This window comes from Nonomuraea sp. ATR24 (assembly GCF_041950485.1).
Classification (GTDB): domain Bacteria; phylum Actinomycetota; class Actinomycetes; order Streptosporangiales; family Streptosporangiaceae; genus Nonomuraea; species Nonomuraea ceibae.
This window is the reverse complement of the sequence record NZ_JBGNUU010000009.1, coordinates 107,357-125,342: the sequence shown is the minus strand read 5'-3', so window position 1 is coordinate 125,342 and position 17,986 is coordinate 107,357. Positions and strand designations below refer to the sequence as shown.

General features: G+C 72.4%; 15 protein-coding genes. 6 read left to right on the top strand and 9 right to left on the bottom strand.

What is annotated here, in order from left to right; translation table 11 throughout:
* Nucleotides 1–58 precede the first annotated feature (58 nt).
* From ACBI99_RS22910 to lon, 6 genes are all read right to left on the bottom strand, one after another.
* A complete protein-coding gene (locus ACBI99_RS22910; RefSeq protein WP_219519033.1) occupies nucleotides 59–622 on the bottom strand; it encodes a hypothetical protein in 564 nt (187 codons plus the stop codon).
* Nucleotides 623–754: 132 nt separating this feature from the next.
* A complete protein-coding gene (locus ACBI99_RS22905; RefSeq protein ID WP_375073416.1) occupies nucleotides 755–1,594 on the bottom strand; it encodes a MetQ/NlpA family ABC transporter substrate-binding protein in 840 nt (279 codons plus the stop codon).
* A 10-nt stretch (nucleotides 1,595–1,604) separates the two neighbouring features.
* Nucleotides 1,605–2,261 carry a methionine ABC transporter permease gene (locus tag ACBI99_RS22900; RefSeq protein WP_219519039.1) on the bottom strand — a complete coding sequence of 219 codons (657 nt, stop codon included), beginning with the start codon at nucleotides 2,259–2,261 and terminating at the stop codon, nucleotides 1,605–1,607.
* A 43-nt stretch (nucleotides 2,262–2,304) separates the two neighbouring features.
* A complete protein-coding gene (locus tag ACBI99_RS22895) occupies nucleotides 2,305–3,255 on the bottom strand; it encodes a methionine ABC transporter ATP-binding protein (protein ID WP_375073415.1) in 951 nt (316 codons plus the stop codon).
* Between the two features lie 301 nt (nucleotides 3,256–3,556).
* Nucleotides 3,557–4,684, bottom strand: a complete 1,128-nt coding sequence (locus ACBI99_RS22890) for a Fic family protein (protein ID WP_375073414.1) — start codon at nucleotides 4,682–4,684, stop codon at nucleotides 3,557–3,559.
* 134 nt (nucleotides 4,685–4,818) lie between these two features.
* Entirely contained in the window at nucleotides 4,819–7,179 is a 2,361-nt protein-coding gene (gene lon / locus ACBI99_RS22885; RefSeq protein WP_219519044.1) for an endopeptidase La, read from the bottom strand.
* A gap of 175 nt (nucleotides 7,180–7,354) precedes the next feature.
* Here lon and ACBI99_RS22880 point away from each other — a divergent pair, with 175 nt between their 5' ends.
* The 5 genes from ACBI99_RS22880 to ACBI99_RS22860 all read left to right on the top strand — a co-directional run bounded on the left by ACBI99_RS22880 (nucleotide 7,355) and on the right by ACBI99_RS22860 (nucleotide 12,759).
* On the top strand, nucleotides 7,355–8,608 hold the full coding sequence (locus tag ACBI99_RS22880; RefSeq protein WP_357590564.1) for a sensor histidine kinase: 1,254 nt from the start codon (nucleotides 7,355–7,357) through the stop codon (nucleotides 8,606–8,608).
* Nucleotides 8,605–9,267, top strand: a complete 663-nt coding sequence (locus ACBI99_RS22875) for a response regulator transcription factor (RefSeq protein ID WP_219519048.1) — start codon at nucleotides 8,605–8,607, stop codon at nucleotides 9,265–9,267. Before ACBI99_RS22880 ends, ACBI99_RS22875 begins: the two co-directional genes overlap by 4 nt.
* A gap of 853 nt (nucleotides 9,268–10,120) precedes the next feature.
* Nucleotides 10,121–10,765 carry a heme oxygenase (biliverdin-producing) gene (locus ACBI99_RS22870; RefSeq protein WP_219513990.1) on the top strand — a complete coding sequence of 215 codons (645 nt, stop codon included), beginning with the start codon at nucleotides 10,121–10,123 and terminating at the stop codon, nucleotides 10,763–10,765.
* Between the two features lie 21 nt (nucleotides 10,766–10,786).
* Nucleotides 10,787–11,386: a TetR/AcrR family transcriptional regulator gene (locus ACBI99_RS22865; protein WP_219513998.1), complete on the top strand. Its 600-nt coding sequence runs from the start codon at nucleotides 10,787–10,789 to the stop codon at nucleotides 11,384–11,386.
* Entirely contained in the window at nucleotides 11,383–12,759 is a 1,377-nt protein-coding gene (locus ACBI99_RS22860) for an MFS transporter (protein WP_357590562.1), read from the top strand. Before ACBI99_RS22865 ends, ACBI99_RS22860 begins: the two co-directional genes overlap by 4 nt.
* On the opposite strand, the gene ACBI99_RS22855 is transcribed toward ACBI99_RS22860, so the two are convergent.
* Entirely contained in the window at nucleotides 12,749–13,978 is a 1,230-nt protein-coding gene (locus ACBI99_RS22855; RefSeq protein WP_308126103.1) for a cytochrome P450, read from the bottom strand. The two genes, ACBI99_RS22860 and ACBI99_RS22855, sit on opposite strands and share 11 nt — an antisense overlap.
* 67 nt (nucleotides 13,979–14,045) lie before the next feature.
* Here ACBI99_RS22855 and ACBI99_RS22850 point away from each other — a divergent pair, with 67 nt between their 5' ends.
* Nucleotides 14,046–15,410: an FG-GAP and VCBS repeat-containing protein gene (locus ACBI99_RS22850; protein ID WP_375073413.1), complete on the top strand. Its 1,365-nt coding sequence runs from the start codon at nucleotides 14,046–14,048 to the stop codon at nucleotides 15,408–15,410.
* Here the strand turns inward: ACBI99_RS22850 and ACBI99_RS22845 are convergent.
* Nucleotides 15,395–16,327 carry an ATP-binding protein gene (locus ACBI99_RS22845; protein ID WP_375073412.1) on the bottom strand — a complete coding sequence of 311 codons (933 nt, stop codon included), beginning with the start codon at nucleotides 16,325–16,327 and terminating at the stop codon, nucleotides 15,395–15,397. The two genes, ACBI99_RS22850 and ACBI99_RS22845, sit on opposite strands and share 16 nt — an antisense overlap.
* Before the next feature lie 129 nt (nucleotides 16,328–16,456).
* Nucleotides 16,457–17,953: an alkaline phosphatase D family protein gene (locus tag ACBI99_RS22840; protein ID WP_357590557.1), complete on the bottom strand. Its 1,497-nt coding sequence runs from the start codon at nucleotides 17,951–17,953 to the stop codon at nucleotides 16,457–16,459.
* Nucleotides 17,954–17,986 lie beyond the last annotated feature (33 nt).

Genomic DNA, 17,986 nt, shown 5'->3' with positions numbered 1-17,986 from the left:
GGACCCGGACACGGCGGAGCCGCGGCCCCCCCTCCCGGGAACCGCGGCTCGGCGTGGGTCACGCGGCGTGGTAGACGTCCTTCCAGCCCGAGTGCTTGCCGGTGGGGCCCCAGGCGCGGCCCCGGCTGACGTCCACGTAGATGTGGGCGGCGTCCGTACCGGAGAAGGAGAAGTGCTTCGGGGACTCGCCGCAGTTCTTGAACCGCTTGACGTACGTGTCGCCCTCGCCGGTCACGACCTTGAAGACCTCCCACGCGCACCTGTTCCTGCCCCACCACTTGTCGTTGGTGAGCTTGCTGCGCACGGTGAAGACGTCCTCGTACTTCCACTCCCACTTGTGCTTCTTGACCTTCTGGGTGACCCACTTGCACTTCTTGTGGCCGTCGGCGTCCTTCCAGCAGACGCGCTTCTTCACCCAGTACGTCTTCCAGTACCAGTCCTTGTACTTCTTCTGGTCCACGCTCACGTGGCCCTGGGCCTTGGCGTCGTGGTCGGTGGAGAAATAGGCTCCCCAGCCGGCCTCGTAGGAGGCCGGCGTGGTGGCCGAGGCCGCGGCGGGGGCGGCGATCGCGACCGCGGTGGCGGCGGCGACGCCGATCAGGATCCGGCTGACGAATCGCATTCGGGGACTCCTCGGGAGAGGTGAGTTCTTCTGTCCCCGTATTCGTACGCCGCCCCCATTGCCCGCGGCTTTCATCCGGCTTGAAACGGTCCAGCAATTTCGTTTCAGCCGGATTTCTCAGCCGGTCGTTCTTCAGCCGGCCGCGATGACCGAGCCCTGGTACTTCTGCGCGATGAAGTCCTTGACCTTCTGGTCCTGGAGGAGCTTGCCGAGCGTGACGATGCTCGCGTCCTTCTCGTGGCCCTTGGCCACGACCAGGCCGTTCACGTACGGGTTCCCCTCGGTCTTCTCCAGCACCAGGGCCTCGGTGGCGGGCTTGAGCCCGGCCTCGATCGCGTAGTTGCCGTTGATGACCGCCGCGTCCACGTCGTCGAGCGAGCGCGGGAGCTGTGCCGCCTCCAGCGGCTTGAACTGCAGGTTCTTCGGGTTGCCGGTGACGTCGCGCTCGGTGGCGGCGGTGCCGGCGCCCTCCTTGAGGGTGATCGTGCCGTTGTCGGCCAGCAGCTTGAGGGCGCGGCCCAGGTTGGTGGCGTCGTTCGGCACGGCGACCGTGGCGCCGGAGGGCAGCGCGGCCAGGTCCGTCGCCTTCTTCGAGTACAGGCCGAGCGGCTCCAGGTGCACCGGGGTGACGAAGCTCAGCTCGGTGCCCTTGGAGGCGTTGAAGTCGTCCAGGTACGGCTTGTGCTGGAAGAAGTTGGCGGCCAGCTGGCCCTCGCTGAGCTGGATGTTCGGCTGGACGTAGTCGGTGAACTCCACGATCTCCAGCTTCAGGCCGGCGGCCGGGGCCAGGTTGTCCTTCACGTAGGCGAGGATCTCGCCGTGCGGGACGGGGCTGGCGCCCACCTTCAGCACGGTGTCGGCCGACTCGGCCGGGCCGGCCGCGCCGGCGTCCGTGGTGGCGGACTGTGTCGAGCCGCATGCGGTGAGCAACAGGGAGAGGGCGGCCGCGCCTACGATGCTACGAATTTTCATGATTTTTCCTTTATTTATGTGAAAGACGCCGAGCGACGAGATCGCCCAGGCTTTGCATGATCTGCACGATCACGACGAGCACCACCACCGTCGCGATCATGATTTCGGTCTCGAAGCGCATGTATCCGTAGCGCACCGCCAGGTCGCCCAGGCCGCCGCCGCCGATCGTGCCCGCCATGGCCGTGTAGCCGATGAGCGCCACCACGGTCACGGTCACACCCGCGACGATCCCCGGCAGCGCCTCCGGCAGCAGCACCTTGCGCACGATCGTGGTCCGCCCGGCGCCCATCGCCTGCGCGGCCTGCACCACGTCCCGGTCGACCTCGCGCAGCGCCGTCTCGACCAGCCGGGCGAAGAACGGCACCGCGCCCACCGTGAGCGGCACGACCACCGCCGCCGTGCCGATCGTGGTGCCCACGACCAGCCGGGTGAACGGGATGATGGCGATCATCAGCACGATGAACGGCAGCGACCGCCCGACGTTCACGACCATGCCGAGCGCCGACTTGAGCACCGGCATCGGCCGCAGCCCGCCCCGGTCGAACACCACCAGCGCCACTCCGAGCGGCAGCCCGAGCAGCACCGTGAACAGCGTCGACCAGGCCACCATCAGCGCCGTCTGCCAGGTGGCCTCGCCCAGCAGCGGAACCATCTCGTCCCAGGTCATCGCTTCCCCCTCCGCGCACTCGCACGCGTACTGACGCCCGTGCTCACGCCGTCTCCACCAGCAGGCCGCGCTCGCGCAGGTAGTCCAGCGCGGGGGCGGCCTCGTCGCCCGTGAGGGCGACGCGCAGGCGGCCGACCGGGCCGGCCGTCAGCTCCTCGATGGAGCCGCCCAGGATGCTCAGGTCCACGTCGAACTTCCGCACGACCTCCGACACCACCGGCTGGCGCGGGTCGCCGGTGAAGGTGAGCGTGACCGACCCCGCGGGCGCGGGCTCGGGCAGCGGGAAGATCTCCCGGGTCAGCCGCGACCCGGGCGTCCTGATCAGGTCCGCGATGGCGCCGGACTCCTCGATCCGGCCGCCGGCCATGATGGCGGCCGAGTCGCAGACGCTCTTGATCACGTCCATCTCGTGGGTGATGAGCAGGATCGTCAGGCCGAGCTCGGTGTTGAGCCGCTTGAGCAGGGCCAGGATCGACTGCGTGGTGGCCGGGTCCAGCGCGGACGTGGCCTCGTCCGACAGCAGCACCGACGGGTTGCCGGCCAGCGCGCGGGCGATGCCCACGCGCTGCTTCTGCCCGCCGGAGAGCTGGTTCGGCCGGTCGCCGCCACGCCCGCCGAGCCCGACCAGCTCCAGCAGCTCGCCGACGCGGCGGCGGCGCTCGGCCGCCGGGACGCCCATGACCTCCAGGGGGAAGGCCACGTTCCCCGCGACGGTGCGCGAGGACAGCAGCGCGAAATGCTGGTGGATCATGCCGATGCGGCGGCGGGCCAGGTTCAGCTCCTTGCCGCTCAGCGCGGTTAGCTCCTGCCCGTCGACCGTGACGGTGCCCGCGTCAGGGCGTTCGAGCAGGTTGACGCAGCGCAGCAGCGTGCTCTTGCCCGCGCCGCTCTGGCCCACCACGCCGTAGATCTCACCCTGGCGCACGTGCAGGTCGACGCCGTCCAGCGCGACGGTGCCGCCGTACGACTTGCGCAGGCCGGAAGCCTGGATCACAACAATTCCCCACAGATCTGGAACGAACAAACGTCGGTACGCGAAAGGTGGGGGCTACGCGGTGCCGGGGTGGTAGGGCAGGTGGCTCAGCCTGCGCAGCACGAAGTGCGGAGTGATCATGGTGACCTTCGAGGAGACGGCGGATCGTCAGCGGGTGCGGGGGGTAGGCATTCGCCCCGTACACATGCGACAACACCGGGGGCCCATGGCGCTCCGGCGGTCCGCGTATGCCTCGTTCACGCCGTGGTCAACGGCCTGCGTGCCGCCCGGTATTCCGGACTTGCCGGGTGATCTGCGTCACTTACCGGTACGGGTCCCGCAACGGCCGCACCCGCCCCGCGAACTCCGCCCTGATCGCCAGCATCCGAGGGCCCGGCTCGTAGAAGCGCCCCTTCGTCTCCCCGTACGGCTGCAACCACTTGCGCGCGGCCAGATCCCGCAGATCCCGCGCCGCCTGCCCCTGACTCAGCCCCTCATCCGCCTGATAACGGCTGCGGCGGACCCTCCGGTTCACGAACACTTCGTAGAGGGCGGCCACGCAACGGACGTTGAGCCCTTCACGGTCCACCTCTTCCTCGAGGAGCATCCAGATCTCCCCCGCCTGCGCCAGCCGCTGCCCGACCCGCTGCGCCTGCATGTGATGAGCCCGCAGACAGAACCGCACCCAGGGCAGGGTGTCGCCGTGCGGGCCCCATCGGCGCCCACCGACCTCACCGAGAACGTCGTAGTAGTCCAGTGTGGCCCGGTGTTGCCCCAGCCATTCCTCGATTGACGAGAACTCCGGGGTGGTGATCCGGTCCCGTCCGAGGACGAGCGTCTGCAGCGCCCTCGACATCCGCCCGTTGCCGTCCCGCCACGGGTGGATCTTCACCAGATTGAGGTGCGCCATGGCTGCCCGGACATAGCTGGGAGCATCCAGATCGCCCTCATTGAGCCAATGGACCAGCTCACCCAGCAGGCCAGGCACCAATTCGGCGTCAGGCCCTTCGTAGACCACCTCACCCGTCTCCGAGTTGCGGATGTAGATGCCGCCGGGTCGCACCACCCCCGGCCCCTTGTCGCGGTGATGCCCGATCATCATGAAGTTGAGCGCGTTGAGCAAGCCCGCGTCGTAGCGGAACTTCGGGGCCCGTGACAGGTGCTGGATGTAGGTGAGCGCCAGCTGGTAGCCGGCGATCTCCCGGGTGACCGAGGCGGACGCCTCCAGCGGCTCCTCCCCCTCCATGATGGACTCGATGTCCTCCACGCTGGCCCGGTAGCCCTCGATGGAGTTGGACCCCTGAATGGCTCTGGCCTGGAGCTGGCGGCGGAGCTGGCCGTCCCAGCGGTGGGTCTCGGCGAGCCGGTACTTGAGATCCCGCCGCATCTCCTCGACCTCTTGGAGGACGGCCTTGTCCTCCGGCTCCAACGCGGGCGTGTCGTACAGCATGAGGTCAGGCAAGCATGCACGAATCATTCAGTCAAACGGCGGGATGATTTATCCATCTATTCCCGACACCCCGCCGTACGAAATGCCGACGCCCCGCCGTGTCCAGACACGGCGGGGCGGGGGGCGGTCGGGCGTCAGGCCGCGACCGTGGTGGCGACCTGGGCCGGGGCGAGGGCGATGTCGAGAACCTCGCGCACGTCGCTCACCGCGTGGATGGTGAGCTCGTCGCGCACCTCCTGGGGCACGTCGTCCAGGTCCGGCTCGTTGCGGGCCGGGATCAGGACGGTCGTGATGCCCGCCCGGTGCGCCGCGAGCAGCTTCTGCTTGACGCCGCCGATCGGCAGGACCCGCCCGGTCAGCGAGATCTCACCGGTCATGGCCACGTCGCCGCGGACCAGGCGGCCCGACAGCAGCGAGGCCAGCGCGGTCGTCAGCGTCACGCCCGCGGAGGGGCCGTCCTTGGGCACGGCGCCCGCCGGGAAGTGGACGTGCACCGAGCGGTCCTTCAGCGCGGTGACCGGCAGCTCCAGCTCCGCGCCGTGGGAGCGCAGGTAGGACATCGCGATGCGGGCCGACTCCTTCATCACGTCGCCGAGCTGGCCGGTCAGCGTGAGGCCGGTCTCGCCGGTCTCGGGGTCGGCCAGCGACGCCTCCACGTACAGGACGTCGCCGCCCGCGCCGGTGACGGCCAGGCCCGTGGCGACGCCGGGCACCGAGGTGCGCTGGGTGGCCTCCGGCAGCGACGACTCCGGCACGAACCGGGGCCGTCCCAGGTAGCCGACCAGGTCGTCGGCGCCGACCGTGACGGGCAGCTCGTCGTTGGCCGCGACCTTGCGCAGGATGCGGGCGACCGAGCGCTCCAGGGAGCGGACGCCGGCCTCGCGGGTGTACTCGGCGGCGAGCCTGCGCAGCGCGTCGTCCTGGACGGTGACCTCGTCGGCGGTCAGGCCGGCCAGGTCGAGCTGGCGGGGCAGCAGGTGGTCGCGGGCGATCGCGACCTTCTCGTCCTCGGTGTAGCCGTCGAGCGTGACGACCTCCATGCGGTCGAGCAGCGGCCCGGGGATCGCCTCCAGGACGTTGGCCGTGGCCAGGAACAGCACGTCGCTCAGGTCGAGCTCGACCTCCAGGTAGTGGTCGCGGAACGTGTGGTTCTGCGCCGGGTCGAGCACCTCCAGCAGCGCGGCCGTGGGGTCGCCCCGGTAGTCGGCGCCGACCTTGTCGATCTCGTCGAGCAGGACGACCGGGTTCATCGAGCCGGCCTCGCGGATCGCGCGGACGATGCGGCCGGGCAGCGCGCCGACGTAGGTGCGCCGGTGGCCGCGGATCTCCGCCTCGTCGCGGACGCCGCCGAGCGCCACGCGGACGAACTTGCGGCCCATCGCGCGGGCCACGGACTCGCCGAGCGAGGTCTTGCCGACCCCGGGCGGGCCCGACAGGGCGAGGACGGCGCCGCTGCGGCGGCCGCTCACGACGCCGAGCCCCTTGTCCTGACGGCGCTTGCGCACGGCCAGGTGCTCGATGATGCGATCCTTGACGTCGGCCAGGCCGGTGTGGTCGGCGTCCAGCACGGCGCGGGCGCCGGTGATGTCGTAGTTGTCCTCGGTGCGCTCGTTCCACGGGATGTCGAGGACGGTGTCGAGCCAGGTGCGGATCCAGCCGGTCTCCGGGGACTGCTCGGAGGTCCGCTCCAGCTTGTCGACCTCCTTGAGCGCGGCCTCGCGCACCTTCTGCGGCAGGTCGGCAGCCTCGACGCGGGCGCGGTAGTCCTCCTCCTCGGTCTCGGCCGAGTCGCCGTTGAGCTCCTTGAGCTCCTTGCGGACGGCGGCGAGCTGCTGGCGCAGCAGGAACTCGCGCTGCTGCTTCTCCATTCCCTCCTGGACGTCCTTGCGGATCGTCTCGGCCACGTCCAGCTCGGCGAGGTGCTCGCGGGACCACTCGACGAGCTTGGCCAGCCGGTCGGCGGGGTCGGCCGCCTCCAGCAGCTCGACCTTCTGGGCGGTGGTCAGCCAGGGCGTGTAGCCGGAGCTGTCGGCCAGCACCGACGGGTCGTCGATCTGGTTGACCTGGTCGACGACCTGCCAGGCGCCGCGCTTCTGCAGGATCGTGGTGGCCAGGGCCTTGTACTCCTTGGCCAGCTCCTGGGCGCGCTCGCCGGCGGCGACCGTGTCGATCGTGATGGCCTCGACCCACAGCGCAGCGCCGGGGCCGGTCGTGCCGGTGCCCACCCGCACCCGGTTGACACCGCGGACGACGGCGGCGGGCTCGCCGCCTGGCAGCCTCCCGACCTGCTCGACCACGGCCTGTACGCCCACGGCGCCGTAACGGCCGTCGATCCGGGGAACGAGCAGGACCCGTGGCTTGTTGCCACCGGATGCCTGTGCCGCGTCTATGGCGGAGCGCACCTCGGAGTCGGACAGGTCCAGCGGAACCACCATGCCCGGCAGGACGACCTCGTCGTCCAGCGGCAGGACCGGGAGGATCAAGCTCTCACTCATGCGAACTCCAAAGGGTTGAGTTACATCGACTCAATTCATTGGAGCCTATCGTTGTTCCCTTCTCTGCCGATGTTCGCTCACAGCGATCGTAATGTTGTAAGCCATACCTGAGGGTGAGGGCGGATCAACCCTTGGTCCGACGCGGCCAGGACCTCGCGGCTCGTAGGCTTCGGGGGTGTTCTCGGCAGTGCTGGAGCCGCTCAGGCTCGCGCTCTATCGGGGCGACGCCGACCCGCCGCCGCCCCGCCGCCTCACCGTGCGCGTGCCGCGCTGGCTCGGCCTGCTGCCGTTCCGCCGGATCGACCTCGTGCAGGCCGGCGATCTGGCGCTGGCCGCCCTCTTCTTCGTCACCACGGCCTCCGAGCGGGCGGGCCTGCGCGGGGGCGGCGCCCTGGGCCAGTTCCTGCCGTACGTGGCGGCCTTCGCCTTCTCCCTGCCCCTGGCGCTGCGCGGACGCCACCCGCTGGTCGCCTGGCGGATCGCCGCCGGGCTGATCCCCCTCACGATCTGGATGCGCGAGCGTCCCTCCGACGACACGCTGCCCTACACGGCGCCGGCGATCATCTGCTACCTGCTGGTGACCTACGCGGTCGCGGTGCGCTGCGACCGGCGGATCACGGTCGCGGTCTGGGCGCTGACCGCGCTGGCGACCTGGCTCTTCCATCCCGACTCAGTGGCCATCGCGCTCACCATGGTGACGATCGCCGTCCTGTTCGGCTACAACGTGCGGGTGCGACGCAACGCCACCGCCCGGCTGCTCGCCGAGGAGCGGCGCACCCAGGAGGCCGAGGGCGCCCAGGCCGTGCTGGAGGAGCGCGCCCGCATCGCCCGCGAGCTGCACGACGTCGTCGCGCACCACATGTCGGTGATCGCCATCCAGGCCGAGGCCGTGCCGCTGCGGGCGGCGGGCGATCCGGCCCAGCTGGAAGCCGGCCTGGCCGAGATCCGCGGCCTGTCCCTGGAGGCGATCGCCCAGCTGCGCCAGGTGCTCGGCGTGCTGCGCGACCAGGAGGGCCGCACCGACACCGCGCCCCAGCCCGGCCTCGACCGCATCGACGAGCTCGTCGCCAACGCCCGCGCCACCGGGCTGTCCGTGCTGGTCAAACGGCCCGAATCGGTCGACGGGCTGCCGCCGGCGGTGGGCCTGTCGGCCTACCGGATCATCCAGGAGTCGCTCAGCAACGCCATGCGCCACGCCCCCGGCGCCACCGTCATGCTCGACATCGGCCGCGACGACACCGGGCTGCGGCTGCACGTCACCAACGGGCCCGGCTCCTCCCCCGCCGGCGAGCCCGGCGCCGGGCAGGGCCTCGTCGGCATGCGCGAACGGGCCGCCCTGCTCGGCGGCACGCTCGACGCCGGCCCGGTGCCCGTGGGAGGTTTCCAGGTGACCGCGACACTGCCGATCGACGAACGGGGGGCCGGGTGATCCGGGTGCTGATCGCCGACGACCAGGGCATGGTGCGCACGGGGTTCACCGTGTTCCTGAGCGCGCAACCGGACATCCAGGTCGTGGGCGAGGCCGCCGACGGCCGCGAGGCGATCGAGCGCGCCGCCGAGCTGGCCCCCGACGTGGTGCTCATGGACGTGCGCATGCCCGTCATGGACGGCCTGGAGGCCACCCGCCGCCTGCTGGCCTCCGGCGCGCGGTCCAAGGTGCTCATCCTGACGACGTTCGACCTCGACGACTACGTCTACGAGGCCCTGCGGGCCGGGGCCAGCGGGTTCCTCCTCAAGGACGCCTCCGCCGCCCAGCTCGCCGAAGCCGTGCGCATCGTCGCCGCCGGCGACGCCCTCATCGCCCCGGCGATCACCCGGCGGCTCATCCACGAGTTCGCCAAACTGCCCCGCCCCCGCGCCTCCTCCCCCGCCGACAGCCGCCTCGGCGAGCTCACCGACCGCGAGACCGAGGTCCTCACGCTCATCGCCCAGGCGCTGTCCAACCAGGAGATCGCCGACAAGCTCGTGCTGGCGGAGCAGACGGTCAAGACCCACGTGGGGCGCGTCCTGATGAAGCTCGGCCTCCGCGACCGGGCCCAGGCCATCGTCTACGCCTACGAAACCGGCCTCGTACGCCCGGGCGAGTAGCCGCGCACCGCACGACACCGACACACCTGGGACGCCTGGCCCGCCGTAGGGCCGATGCACCGCGCAGCCTGCCCACCTTGCCGACACGCCCGGGGGCGCCCTGCAGGGCCGCCGAAACGCCGGAGGTTCCTCCGCCTCGCCGCCCCGCCGGCCCGCCGATGCGCCGATGCACCCGCGCACCCGCGCCCACCCCGCCACCGTAGGGAGTGGCGGGCGACCACACGAGCGCCCGGCCCCAGCACGGACGGCCCTGACCAGGGCCGGGGCCCGGGGCCTGGGGGGCCGGGGTCGCGAGCCAGGAGGCGGGGTCCGGGTGCCCGGGGGGTAGGAGCCAATGGGCCCAGGGTCCGGGGCCGGGTGCCAGGGGGCCGGGCACCTCGGGGTCCGGGGCGGCCGGGTCCAGAGGCCCAGAGGCCCGGGGGCCCGGAGGCCGGGAGGCCGGGGGCCCGGAGGCTGGGAGGCCGGGGGCCCGGAGGCTGGGAGGCCGGGGGCCCGGAGGCCCGGAGGCCCGGAGGCCCGGAGGCCCGGAGGCCCGGAGGCCGGGAGGCCCGGAGGCCGGGAGGCCCGGAGGCCCGGAGGCCGGGGGCCCGGAGGCCGGGGGCCCGGGGGCCGGGGGCAGGGGGCCTCGGGGCGGCGCCAGGGGCCTGAGGGCTGGGGGCTGGGGCGGGTCGGAGTTCGGGGTCGGGGCTGGTGTAGGTGGGGGGTTGGGGTGGTGGGGGTATTGGGTGGGGGTCGGGGGTGGTGACGGTGGGTACGTACGGTTGGTGACATGGTGTCGTCATCCACTTGACCGCCACACCCAAGGTTTGTGACACTGTGTCATGAAAGAGCCGTGCACATGTTGGGGTGAGCCGTGACCTCGTTCTCCGAGACCCTGAGAGCCGCCACCTGGGGCGACCACGAGTCGGCCGAGGGGGAGAGCTATCTCAAGGAGCTGATGGGCGGCCGCCTGAGCGAGCCCGAGTACGGCGAGATGGTCGCCCAGCACTACTTCGCCTACGTCGCCCTCGACTCGGTGTCGCGCGGGCTGAGCGGGCACCCGGTGGCGGGCCGGTTCGTCTTCCCGGAGCTCTACCGGGAGGCGGCGCTGGAGCGGGATCTGGCGACGGTGTACGGGCCGGGCTGGCGGGAGCGGATCGCGCCGTCGAAGGCGACGCGGACGCTGGTCGCGCGGATCGAGCAGGTGGCCGACTGGCCGGGCGGCTACATCGCCCACCACTACACCCGCTATCTCGGCGACCTGTCCGGCGGGCAGTTCATCCGGATGGAGCTGGAGAAGATCTACGGCTACCGCAGGGGCGGCGGGGGTGCCGACTTCTACGTGTTCGACGAGGTGGGCAGCCTGCCCCGGTTCAAGGACGAGTATCGGGCGCGGCTGGACGCGCTGGAGCTCGACGAGCGGGAGCGGCAGCGGATCATCCGCGAGGTGCGGCTGGCGTACCAGCTCAACACCGAGGTCCTGGCCGAACTCATGCACACGCTACGGGCCGCCGCCTGAGCGAAAGCCTACGATGGCCCTATGCCCCGCATCTCCGCCGCCACCATCGGCGAGCACCGTGCCCAGACGCGCGACCGGATCCTGCAGGCCGTCTCGCGCCTGTCGAGGGTGCAGGGCATCGACGCCATCTCGATGACGGACGTGGCGGGCGAGGCCGGCATCACCCGCACCGTGCTCTACAACTACTACCCGGACAAGGCGGCGCTGCTGCTGGCGTTCGCCGAGCGGGTGACGAGTTACTTCATCGACAGCTACGAGCGCGGCCTGCCGGAGGACGCCTCGCCGGCCGACCGGCTGCGGGCGTTCGTGCGGCTGCAGCTCGAGGGGCTGCTGGCGCACCCGCATCCGGGGGCGGCCGATCTGGGCGCGGCGCTGGGGCCGGACGCCTACCAGCGGCTGGCCGAGCACGTGGCGCCGATGCAGCGGGTGCTGCTGGACATCCTTGACGGCGGCGTCGCCTCGGGTGACTTCCAGGTGGCCGACCGGGCGGCGACGAGCCGCATGATCCTCGCGGTGGTCGGCGCCGAGCGGGTTCCGCTGATCAGCGGCGCGGTCACGGTGGACCAGGCGGCCGAGGTGGTCTCCGGGTTCGTGCTGCGCGCGCTCGCGGCCTCGCGATGAGCCATCTGGCGATCAGGTCGGCGCAGGGCCGCTGGGTGCTCGCCGCCACGGTGCTCGGCTCGGGCCTGGCGATGCTCGACAGCACGGTGGTCAACGTGGCGCTGCCGTATCTGGGCGCGGAGCTGCGCACGGGCATGGCGGGGCTGCAGTGGACGGTCAACGCCTACACGCTGACGCTGGCGGGGCTGATCCTGCTGGGCGGCTCGCTGGGCGACCGTTACGGCCGGCGGCGGGTGTTCCTCGTCGGCACGGTCTGGTTCGCGCTGGCGTCGGCGCTGTGCGGGCTGGCGCCGAACATCGAGTTCCTGGTGGCGGCCCGCGCGTTGCAGGGGGTGGGCGGGGCGCTGCTCACGCCGGGCTCGCTGGCGATCATCCAGGCGTCGTTCGACCGCGCCGACCGGCCGCGCGCGATCGGTGTCTGGTCGGGGCTCGGCGGGGTGGCGAGCGCGGTGGGGCCGCTGCTGGGCGGGCTGATGGTGCAGACCGTGGGCTGGCGGTGGGCGTTCCTGATCAATCTGCCGTTCGCGGCGCTGGTGGTGCTGGTGACGGCGCGGCACGTGCCCGAGAGCCGCGACGAGTCCGCCACGGGCCGTTTCGACGTGCTGGGGGCGGCGCTGGCCGCGCTCGCGCTGGCGGGGATCACGTACGGGCTGATCGAGCTGGGCGCGCCGGTGGTGCTTGGCGCGGGCGTGGCGCTGGGCGTGGCGTTCGTGTGGCTGGAGCGGCGCAGGTCGCCTGACGCGCTGGTGCCGGTGGGGCTGTTCCGCAGCCGGGTGTTCAGCGCGGTGAACGTCGTGACGCTGATCATGTACGGCGCGATGGGTGTGGTGTTCTTCCTGCTGGCGGTGCAGCTCATCGTGGTGTCGGGGTTCACTCCGGTGGCGGCGGCCTCGGCGCTGCTGCCGGTCACGGTGCTGATGCTGGTGCTGTCGCCGCGGGCGGGCGACCTGGCCAAGCGCGTCGGGCCGCGGCTGCCGATGACGTGCGGCATCGCGCTGGCGGGCGTGGGGTTCGTGTGGATGAGCACGATCGGCCCCGGGGCCTCGTACGTGCTTCAGGTGCTGCCGGCGGTCACCGTGTTCGGGCTCGGCCTGTCGGCGGCGGTGGCGCCGCTGACGGCGACCGTACTGGCCACGGTCGACGACCGCTACGCGGGCACGGCGAGCGGGATCAACAACGCGGTGGCGCGCACCGGCGGGCTGCTCGCGGTGGCGGCGGTGCCGCCGCTGGTGGGCCTGGTCGGCGACGCGTTCCAGAACGCGCCGGTGTTCGACGCCGGGTTCCGGCAGGCGATGCTGATCAGCGCGGGGATGATGGCGGTGGCCGCGCTGATCACCGCGGTCTCGATCCGGGAGAACGTGCTCAGAACGTGAACGCCTGCCTGCGGACGCTGTTGTCGAAGTTGGACACCAGCAGCTCGGGCTCGCCGACGGAGCGGATCTCCGGCAGCCGGGTCAGCAGCTCGCGGAACATCGTGCGCATCTCCTGGCGGGCCAGGTTGGCGCCGAGGCAGAAGTGCGGGCCGGGGCCGCCGAAGCCGACGTGCGGCTTGGTGTCGCGGGTGATGTCGAACCGGTCGGCATCCGGGAAGACCGACTCGTCCCGGTTGGCGGAGCCGTAGAAGAGCACGACCTTGTCGCCCTTCTTCAGCTCCAGGTCGCGCAGCGCGCAGTCCTCGGTGACGGTGCGGCGGAACTGCATGATCGGTGAGACGTAGCGGACCATCTCCTCGACGGCGCCGGCGATGTGCGCGTCGAAGTCGCTCATCAGCAGCTCGCGCTGGGCCGGGTTGTCGGTGAGGAGCTTGATGCCGTGGGCCATGGTGTTGCGTGCGGTCTCGTTGCCGGCCACGAGCAGGAGCGCGAAGAACGAGCCGAGCTCGCGGTCGGTGAGCTTCTCACCGTCGGGGTTGGCGGTGACGAGCAGGGAGATCAGGTCGCCCTTGGGGTCGGCGGCGCGCTCGTGCCCGAGCTTGATCACCATGCGCTGGAGGGCGAGCAGGGCCAGCATGTTCTGCCCGGCGAGCTGGACGCTGCGGGCCAGGCTGGGCCGGACGCCGGTGTAGGCGGTGGACACGTCGACGTGCTGGTGGACCTTGGCCCGCAGCTCGGCGGGGATGTCGAGCATGTCGCAGATGACGTGGATGGGGAGCCGGGCTGCGATCTGGGAGACGAAGTCGCGCGGCCCCTCCTTGACGGCGTCGTCGACGATGCGGGCGCACGCGGCCTCGATGCCGGACTGCAGCCCGGCGAGCATGCGCGGGCTGAACGACCGGGTGACGATGCGGCGCAGCCGGGCGTGCCGGGGGTCGTCCATGTTGACCATGGACTCGCCGAACACCTGCTTGACCCAGCCGGGCGGCTCGGGGTTGGTCACGGCCGGCTCGCTGGAGAACAGCTTGGCGTTGCGGCTGGCCTCGACCACGTCGGCGTGGCGCACCAGGGCGTAGAAGCCCTTGCCGGACCGCAGGAACGGCACCTTCTTCTCCGGGAAGAACACCGGCCGGTCCAGATCGCGGAGCCGGGCGAACGCCTCGTGTCGTTCTTTGAGTGGCTTGCGCCAGAAGTCGAGATCGGCGAGGTCGATGTCCACATGCCTATCCTGGCACGTTCCCGTGGAGTTAAGACCGGGTTCGGCTGGTGCGGACATTCCTAGAGGTATGAACGCTCTGCTGGCCGCCTGCCTGCTCCTCCCCCTCGCCGCCGGTACGGCCCCCGCCCAGGTGGCGCGGTGTTCCGGGACGCCGTCGGACTTCGACGCCGACGGCCGCCCGGACGTGGCGGTGGCGGCCCCGTACGACGACCGCAGGGCCGGTTCCGTGACGATCCTGTACGGGTCGGGCGAGCGGGTGAAGCTCGTCCAGGACGGCGCGGAGCCGGGTGACGCGTTCGGGTCGGCGCTGGCGACGGGCGACTTCGACGGCGACGGGTGCGCGGACCTGGCGGTGGGGGTGTCGGAGGAGTTCGCGGGCGAGCGGGTGCCCGGCGCCGACGGCAACGGCGTCGTGCAGCTCTATCACGGCTCCCCCGGCGGGCTGCGGCCCGGCGAGGAGCTGGCCCCGGCCCGGCCGTCGAGCGACCGGTTCGGGGCGTCGCTGGCCGCCGGGGACCTGGACGGGGACGGGCGCGACGAGCTGGCGGTGGGTGCTCCGGGCCTGCGTGGCGGGGGCGGCGTCACCGTGTACTGGATGAAGGGCCGCGAACCGTACCTGATCAGTCAGCGGACGGGGTGGGTGCGGCAGGCGGTGCGCGCGACCGACCAGTGGGGCGAGTCGCTGGCGACGGGCGACTTCGACGGCGACGGCCGCGACGAGCTGGTGGCCGGCGCGCCGTCCGACAGCGTGACCCGGGACGGGCAGGGGTCGGTGACGGTGCTGGACGTGCGGCGGCAGCGGGCGCTGCGGATCACGCAGAGCTCGCCGGGGATCAAGGGGGGCGCGGAGAAGTGGGACGGGTTCGGGGCGGCGCTGGCGACGGGCGACTTCGACGCCGACGGCCGCGCCGACCTGGCGGTGGGCGTGCCGGGCGAGGGGCTGACGGCGAACCAGCGGGCGATGGACTACGGCGACGGCGCGCTGCACGTGCTGTACGGGACGCGCGCCGGGCTGCGGGGCGCCAGGTCGGAGATGTGGACGCAGACGCTGCTCAAGGGCACGCCGCGCTACTTCGACCGGTTCGGCGCGTCGCTGGCTGCCGGGGACTTCGACGGTGATGGGGACGACGAGCTGGCCGTCGGCGTGCCGGGCGAGAACGCGGTGCAGGTGCTGGCCGGGGGGCCACGCGGGGGCCTCGCCCGGCACGGCGACGTGCTGATCAAGGGGAAGGGCTGGTCGGTGTCGGCGCTGCCGGCCACCGGCGGGCTGCGCGCCCTGTCCGATCGCCCGCCGCTGGACGGGCTGGTGGTGGCCGCGCCCGACCGGGGCGTGGTGACGTACGTGCCGGGCGCGCGCGAGCGCGGCCTGCGCCCGGGCCGGGCGCGCGAGCTGGGCTCCGGCGAGGGCCTGTACGGTTACGCGATCGGCTGAGACCCGGGCTGCCGGTCCGGCCGGTGGGGCAGCGTGACCGTGAAGACGGCGCCCTTGCCCGGCTCCCCCGCCGCCGTGATCGTGCCGCCGTGCGCCTCCACCAGCGTGGCCGCGATCGCCAGGCCCAGCCCGGAGCCGCCGCTGCTGCGCGCCGGGTCGGCGCGGTAGAAGCGCTCGAACACCTCGGCGGCGGCCTCGCGCTCGCGGGCGGCGCGCTCGATCTGGCCGAGCATGCCGTTGAGCGCCCGGCCTAGCTTGCCGACCTCGGTGGTGCCGGCCCACTGCGGCACCCGGCGCGACAGGTCGCCGCCCGCGATGTCGCCGGCCGTACGCTCGATCTCGCCGAGCGGGCGCAGGCTGCGGCGCACCGGCCAGTGGCAGGCGAACCCGAGCACCAGCAGCGTCCCGCCGCCGCCCGCCGCGACGATGACGCCGAGCTGCGAGACGGTGGCGTCCACGTCGCCCAGGCTGATCGCGATCACCCGGCCGCCGCCGTCGCGCCGGGGCACGGCCACCACCCGCCAGTCGGGGCCGTCCGCGCCGCGCGACCGGACGGTGAACGGGCGGCCCGCCCGGCGGGCGACCTCGGCCGTGGTGAGCGGCGGCAGGTTGGGCAGGTGGCTCCCGGTCGACTCGGCGAGCGTGCGCGTGACCGTGCCGCCGGGGTCGACGAGCACCTGGTGGAACAGTCCGTAGAAGCGCTGCGGCCGTACCTGCGGCTGCGGGTCGGGCGCCGGCGGCATCGCCCGCCACGCGCCTCCGGCCGCGCGCAGCTGGTGGTCCACCCGCTCGACCAGGTAGCCGCGCAGCAGCCGGACCGCGAACAGTCCCGTCGCCGTGACGGCCACCGTGACCAGGAGCAGCGTGACGGAGACGAGCCGCAGCCACAGCGGGGCGCGGGCCAGGTGCCGCCTCATCCCCGCGGCGGGCGCGCGACGCCGGCCCTGGGGGTGGGGGTGACCGTGGCTAGGGGACCGTCCATGTCACCCAGGCATACCGTCCCTTTCTCCCGTTTTCCCACGGTTCGGGGCGTTGACAGCGGACGTTCAGGCGCCGGGGTCCGCCGGGATCGTGACCTGATGAGAGGTACGGGCGCGGGCCCCCCGGCGCGAGACCCGGTCGAGCGTGCGGAAGTCGGCGTCGAGGCCGTCGCGGGTGAGGCGGGCCATGATGTAGCCGCGCCGCTGGTCGATGTAGGCGATGTGCGGGTTCTCGGCCAGCGACTCGGCGATCCACGCGGAGTCGCGGTAGCCGTCGCCGTCGCTGGCGATCGAGGTCGTGACGAGTTCGCGGGCGACGACGGGCGAGTCGGGGTCGTCGAAGTCGGTCTTGAGGTCGGCCAGGTGGTGCATGTGGGCGTCACCGGTCAGGACGACCGGGTTGGACGTGCGGGCGAGCGAGGTCAGCAGGCGGGTGCGCTCGGGGGCGTAGCCGTCCCAGGAGTCCAGGTTCACCTCACGGCCGGGGCCCGTCCGGTAGTCGCGGTGGGTCATGAGGATCTGCTGGCCGAGCAGGTTCCAGCGGGCGGGCGAGCCGCGCAGCCCCTCCTCCAGCCAGCGCCACTGGCCGTCGCCGAGCAGGGTGCGCTCCGGCGACAGCCGCTCGTCGCAGCCGGCCCGTACGCCGTCCTGGCACGCCTGGTCGTCACGGAACTGCCGGGTGTCGAGCAGGTGGAAGCGGGCCAGGCGGCCCCAGGAGACGCGGCGGTTGACGCGCAGGCGGGCGCCGTCGAGGCTGGCGCGGCGCAGCGGCATGTTCTCGTAGTAGGCGCGGAAGGCGTCGGCGCGGCGGCGGGCGAAGGCCGGGGCGCCGGTGCTGGAGACCGGCCCTGCCCAGTTGTTCTCCACCTCGTGGTCGTCGAAGGCCACCAGCCACGGCGCGGCCGCGTGGGCGGCCTGCAGGTCGCGGTCGCTCTTGTACTGGGCGTGCCGCAGCCGGTAGTCGGCGAGCGTGGCGCACTTGCCCGGCGTGTGCGAGCGGACCCGCCCGGCCGGCGCCGTGTAGCCGCTGGGACCGTACTCGTACAGGTAGTCGCCGAGGAACAGCACCAGGTCGGGCTCCTGCTCGGCCAGGCGGCGGTAGGCGGTGTAGTAGCCGTGCTCGTAGTGGGCGCACGCCGCCACCGCGAACGCGAGCGGCGTCTCCGCGCCCTCGGCGGGCGTGGTCCTGGTGCGGCCCTCGGGCGACAGCCTGCCCTCGCTGCGGAACCGGTAGAAGTACTCGCGCCCCGGTTCCAGGCCGGTCAGCTCGACGTGCACGCTGTGGGCGGCCGACCGGCGGGCCGTGGCGGTGCCGGAGCGGACGATCCGGGTGAACCGCTCGTCGGCGGCCACCTGCCAGTCGACGTCCACGTCCCGCGCGGGCATGCCGCCCAGCCCGGCGCCGCCGAGCGGGTCGAGAGCCAGGCGGGTCCACAGCACGAACCCGTCCGCGCCCGGGTCACCGGACGCGACGCCGAGCGTGAACGGGTCGGCTTTGAGAGTTCTGGAGGGAGATGCGAGGAAGGTCGCGGGCACCGCCGCGAGGAAGGATCTGCGGTCCACGATCCAGGTATGTCCGGCAACGCTGACCCCGCC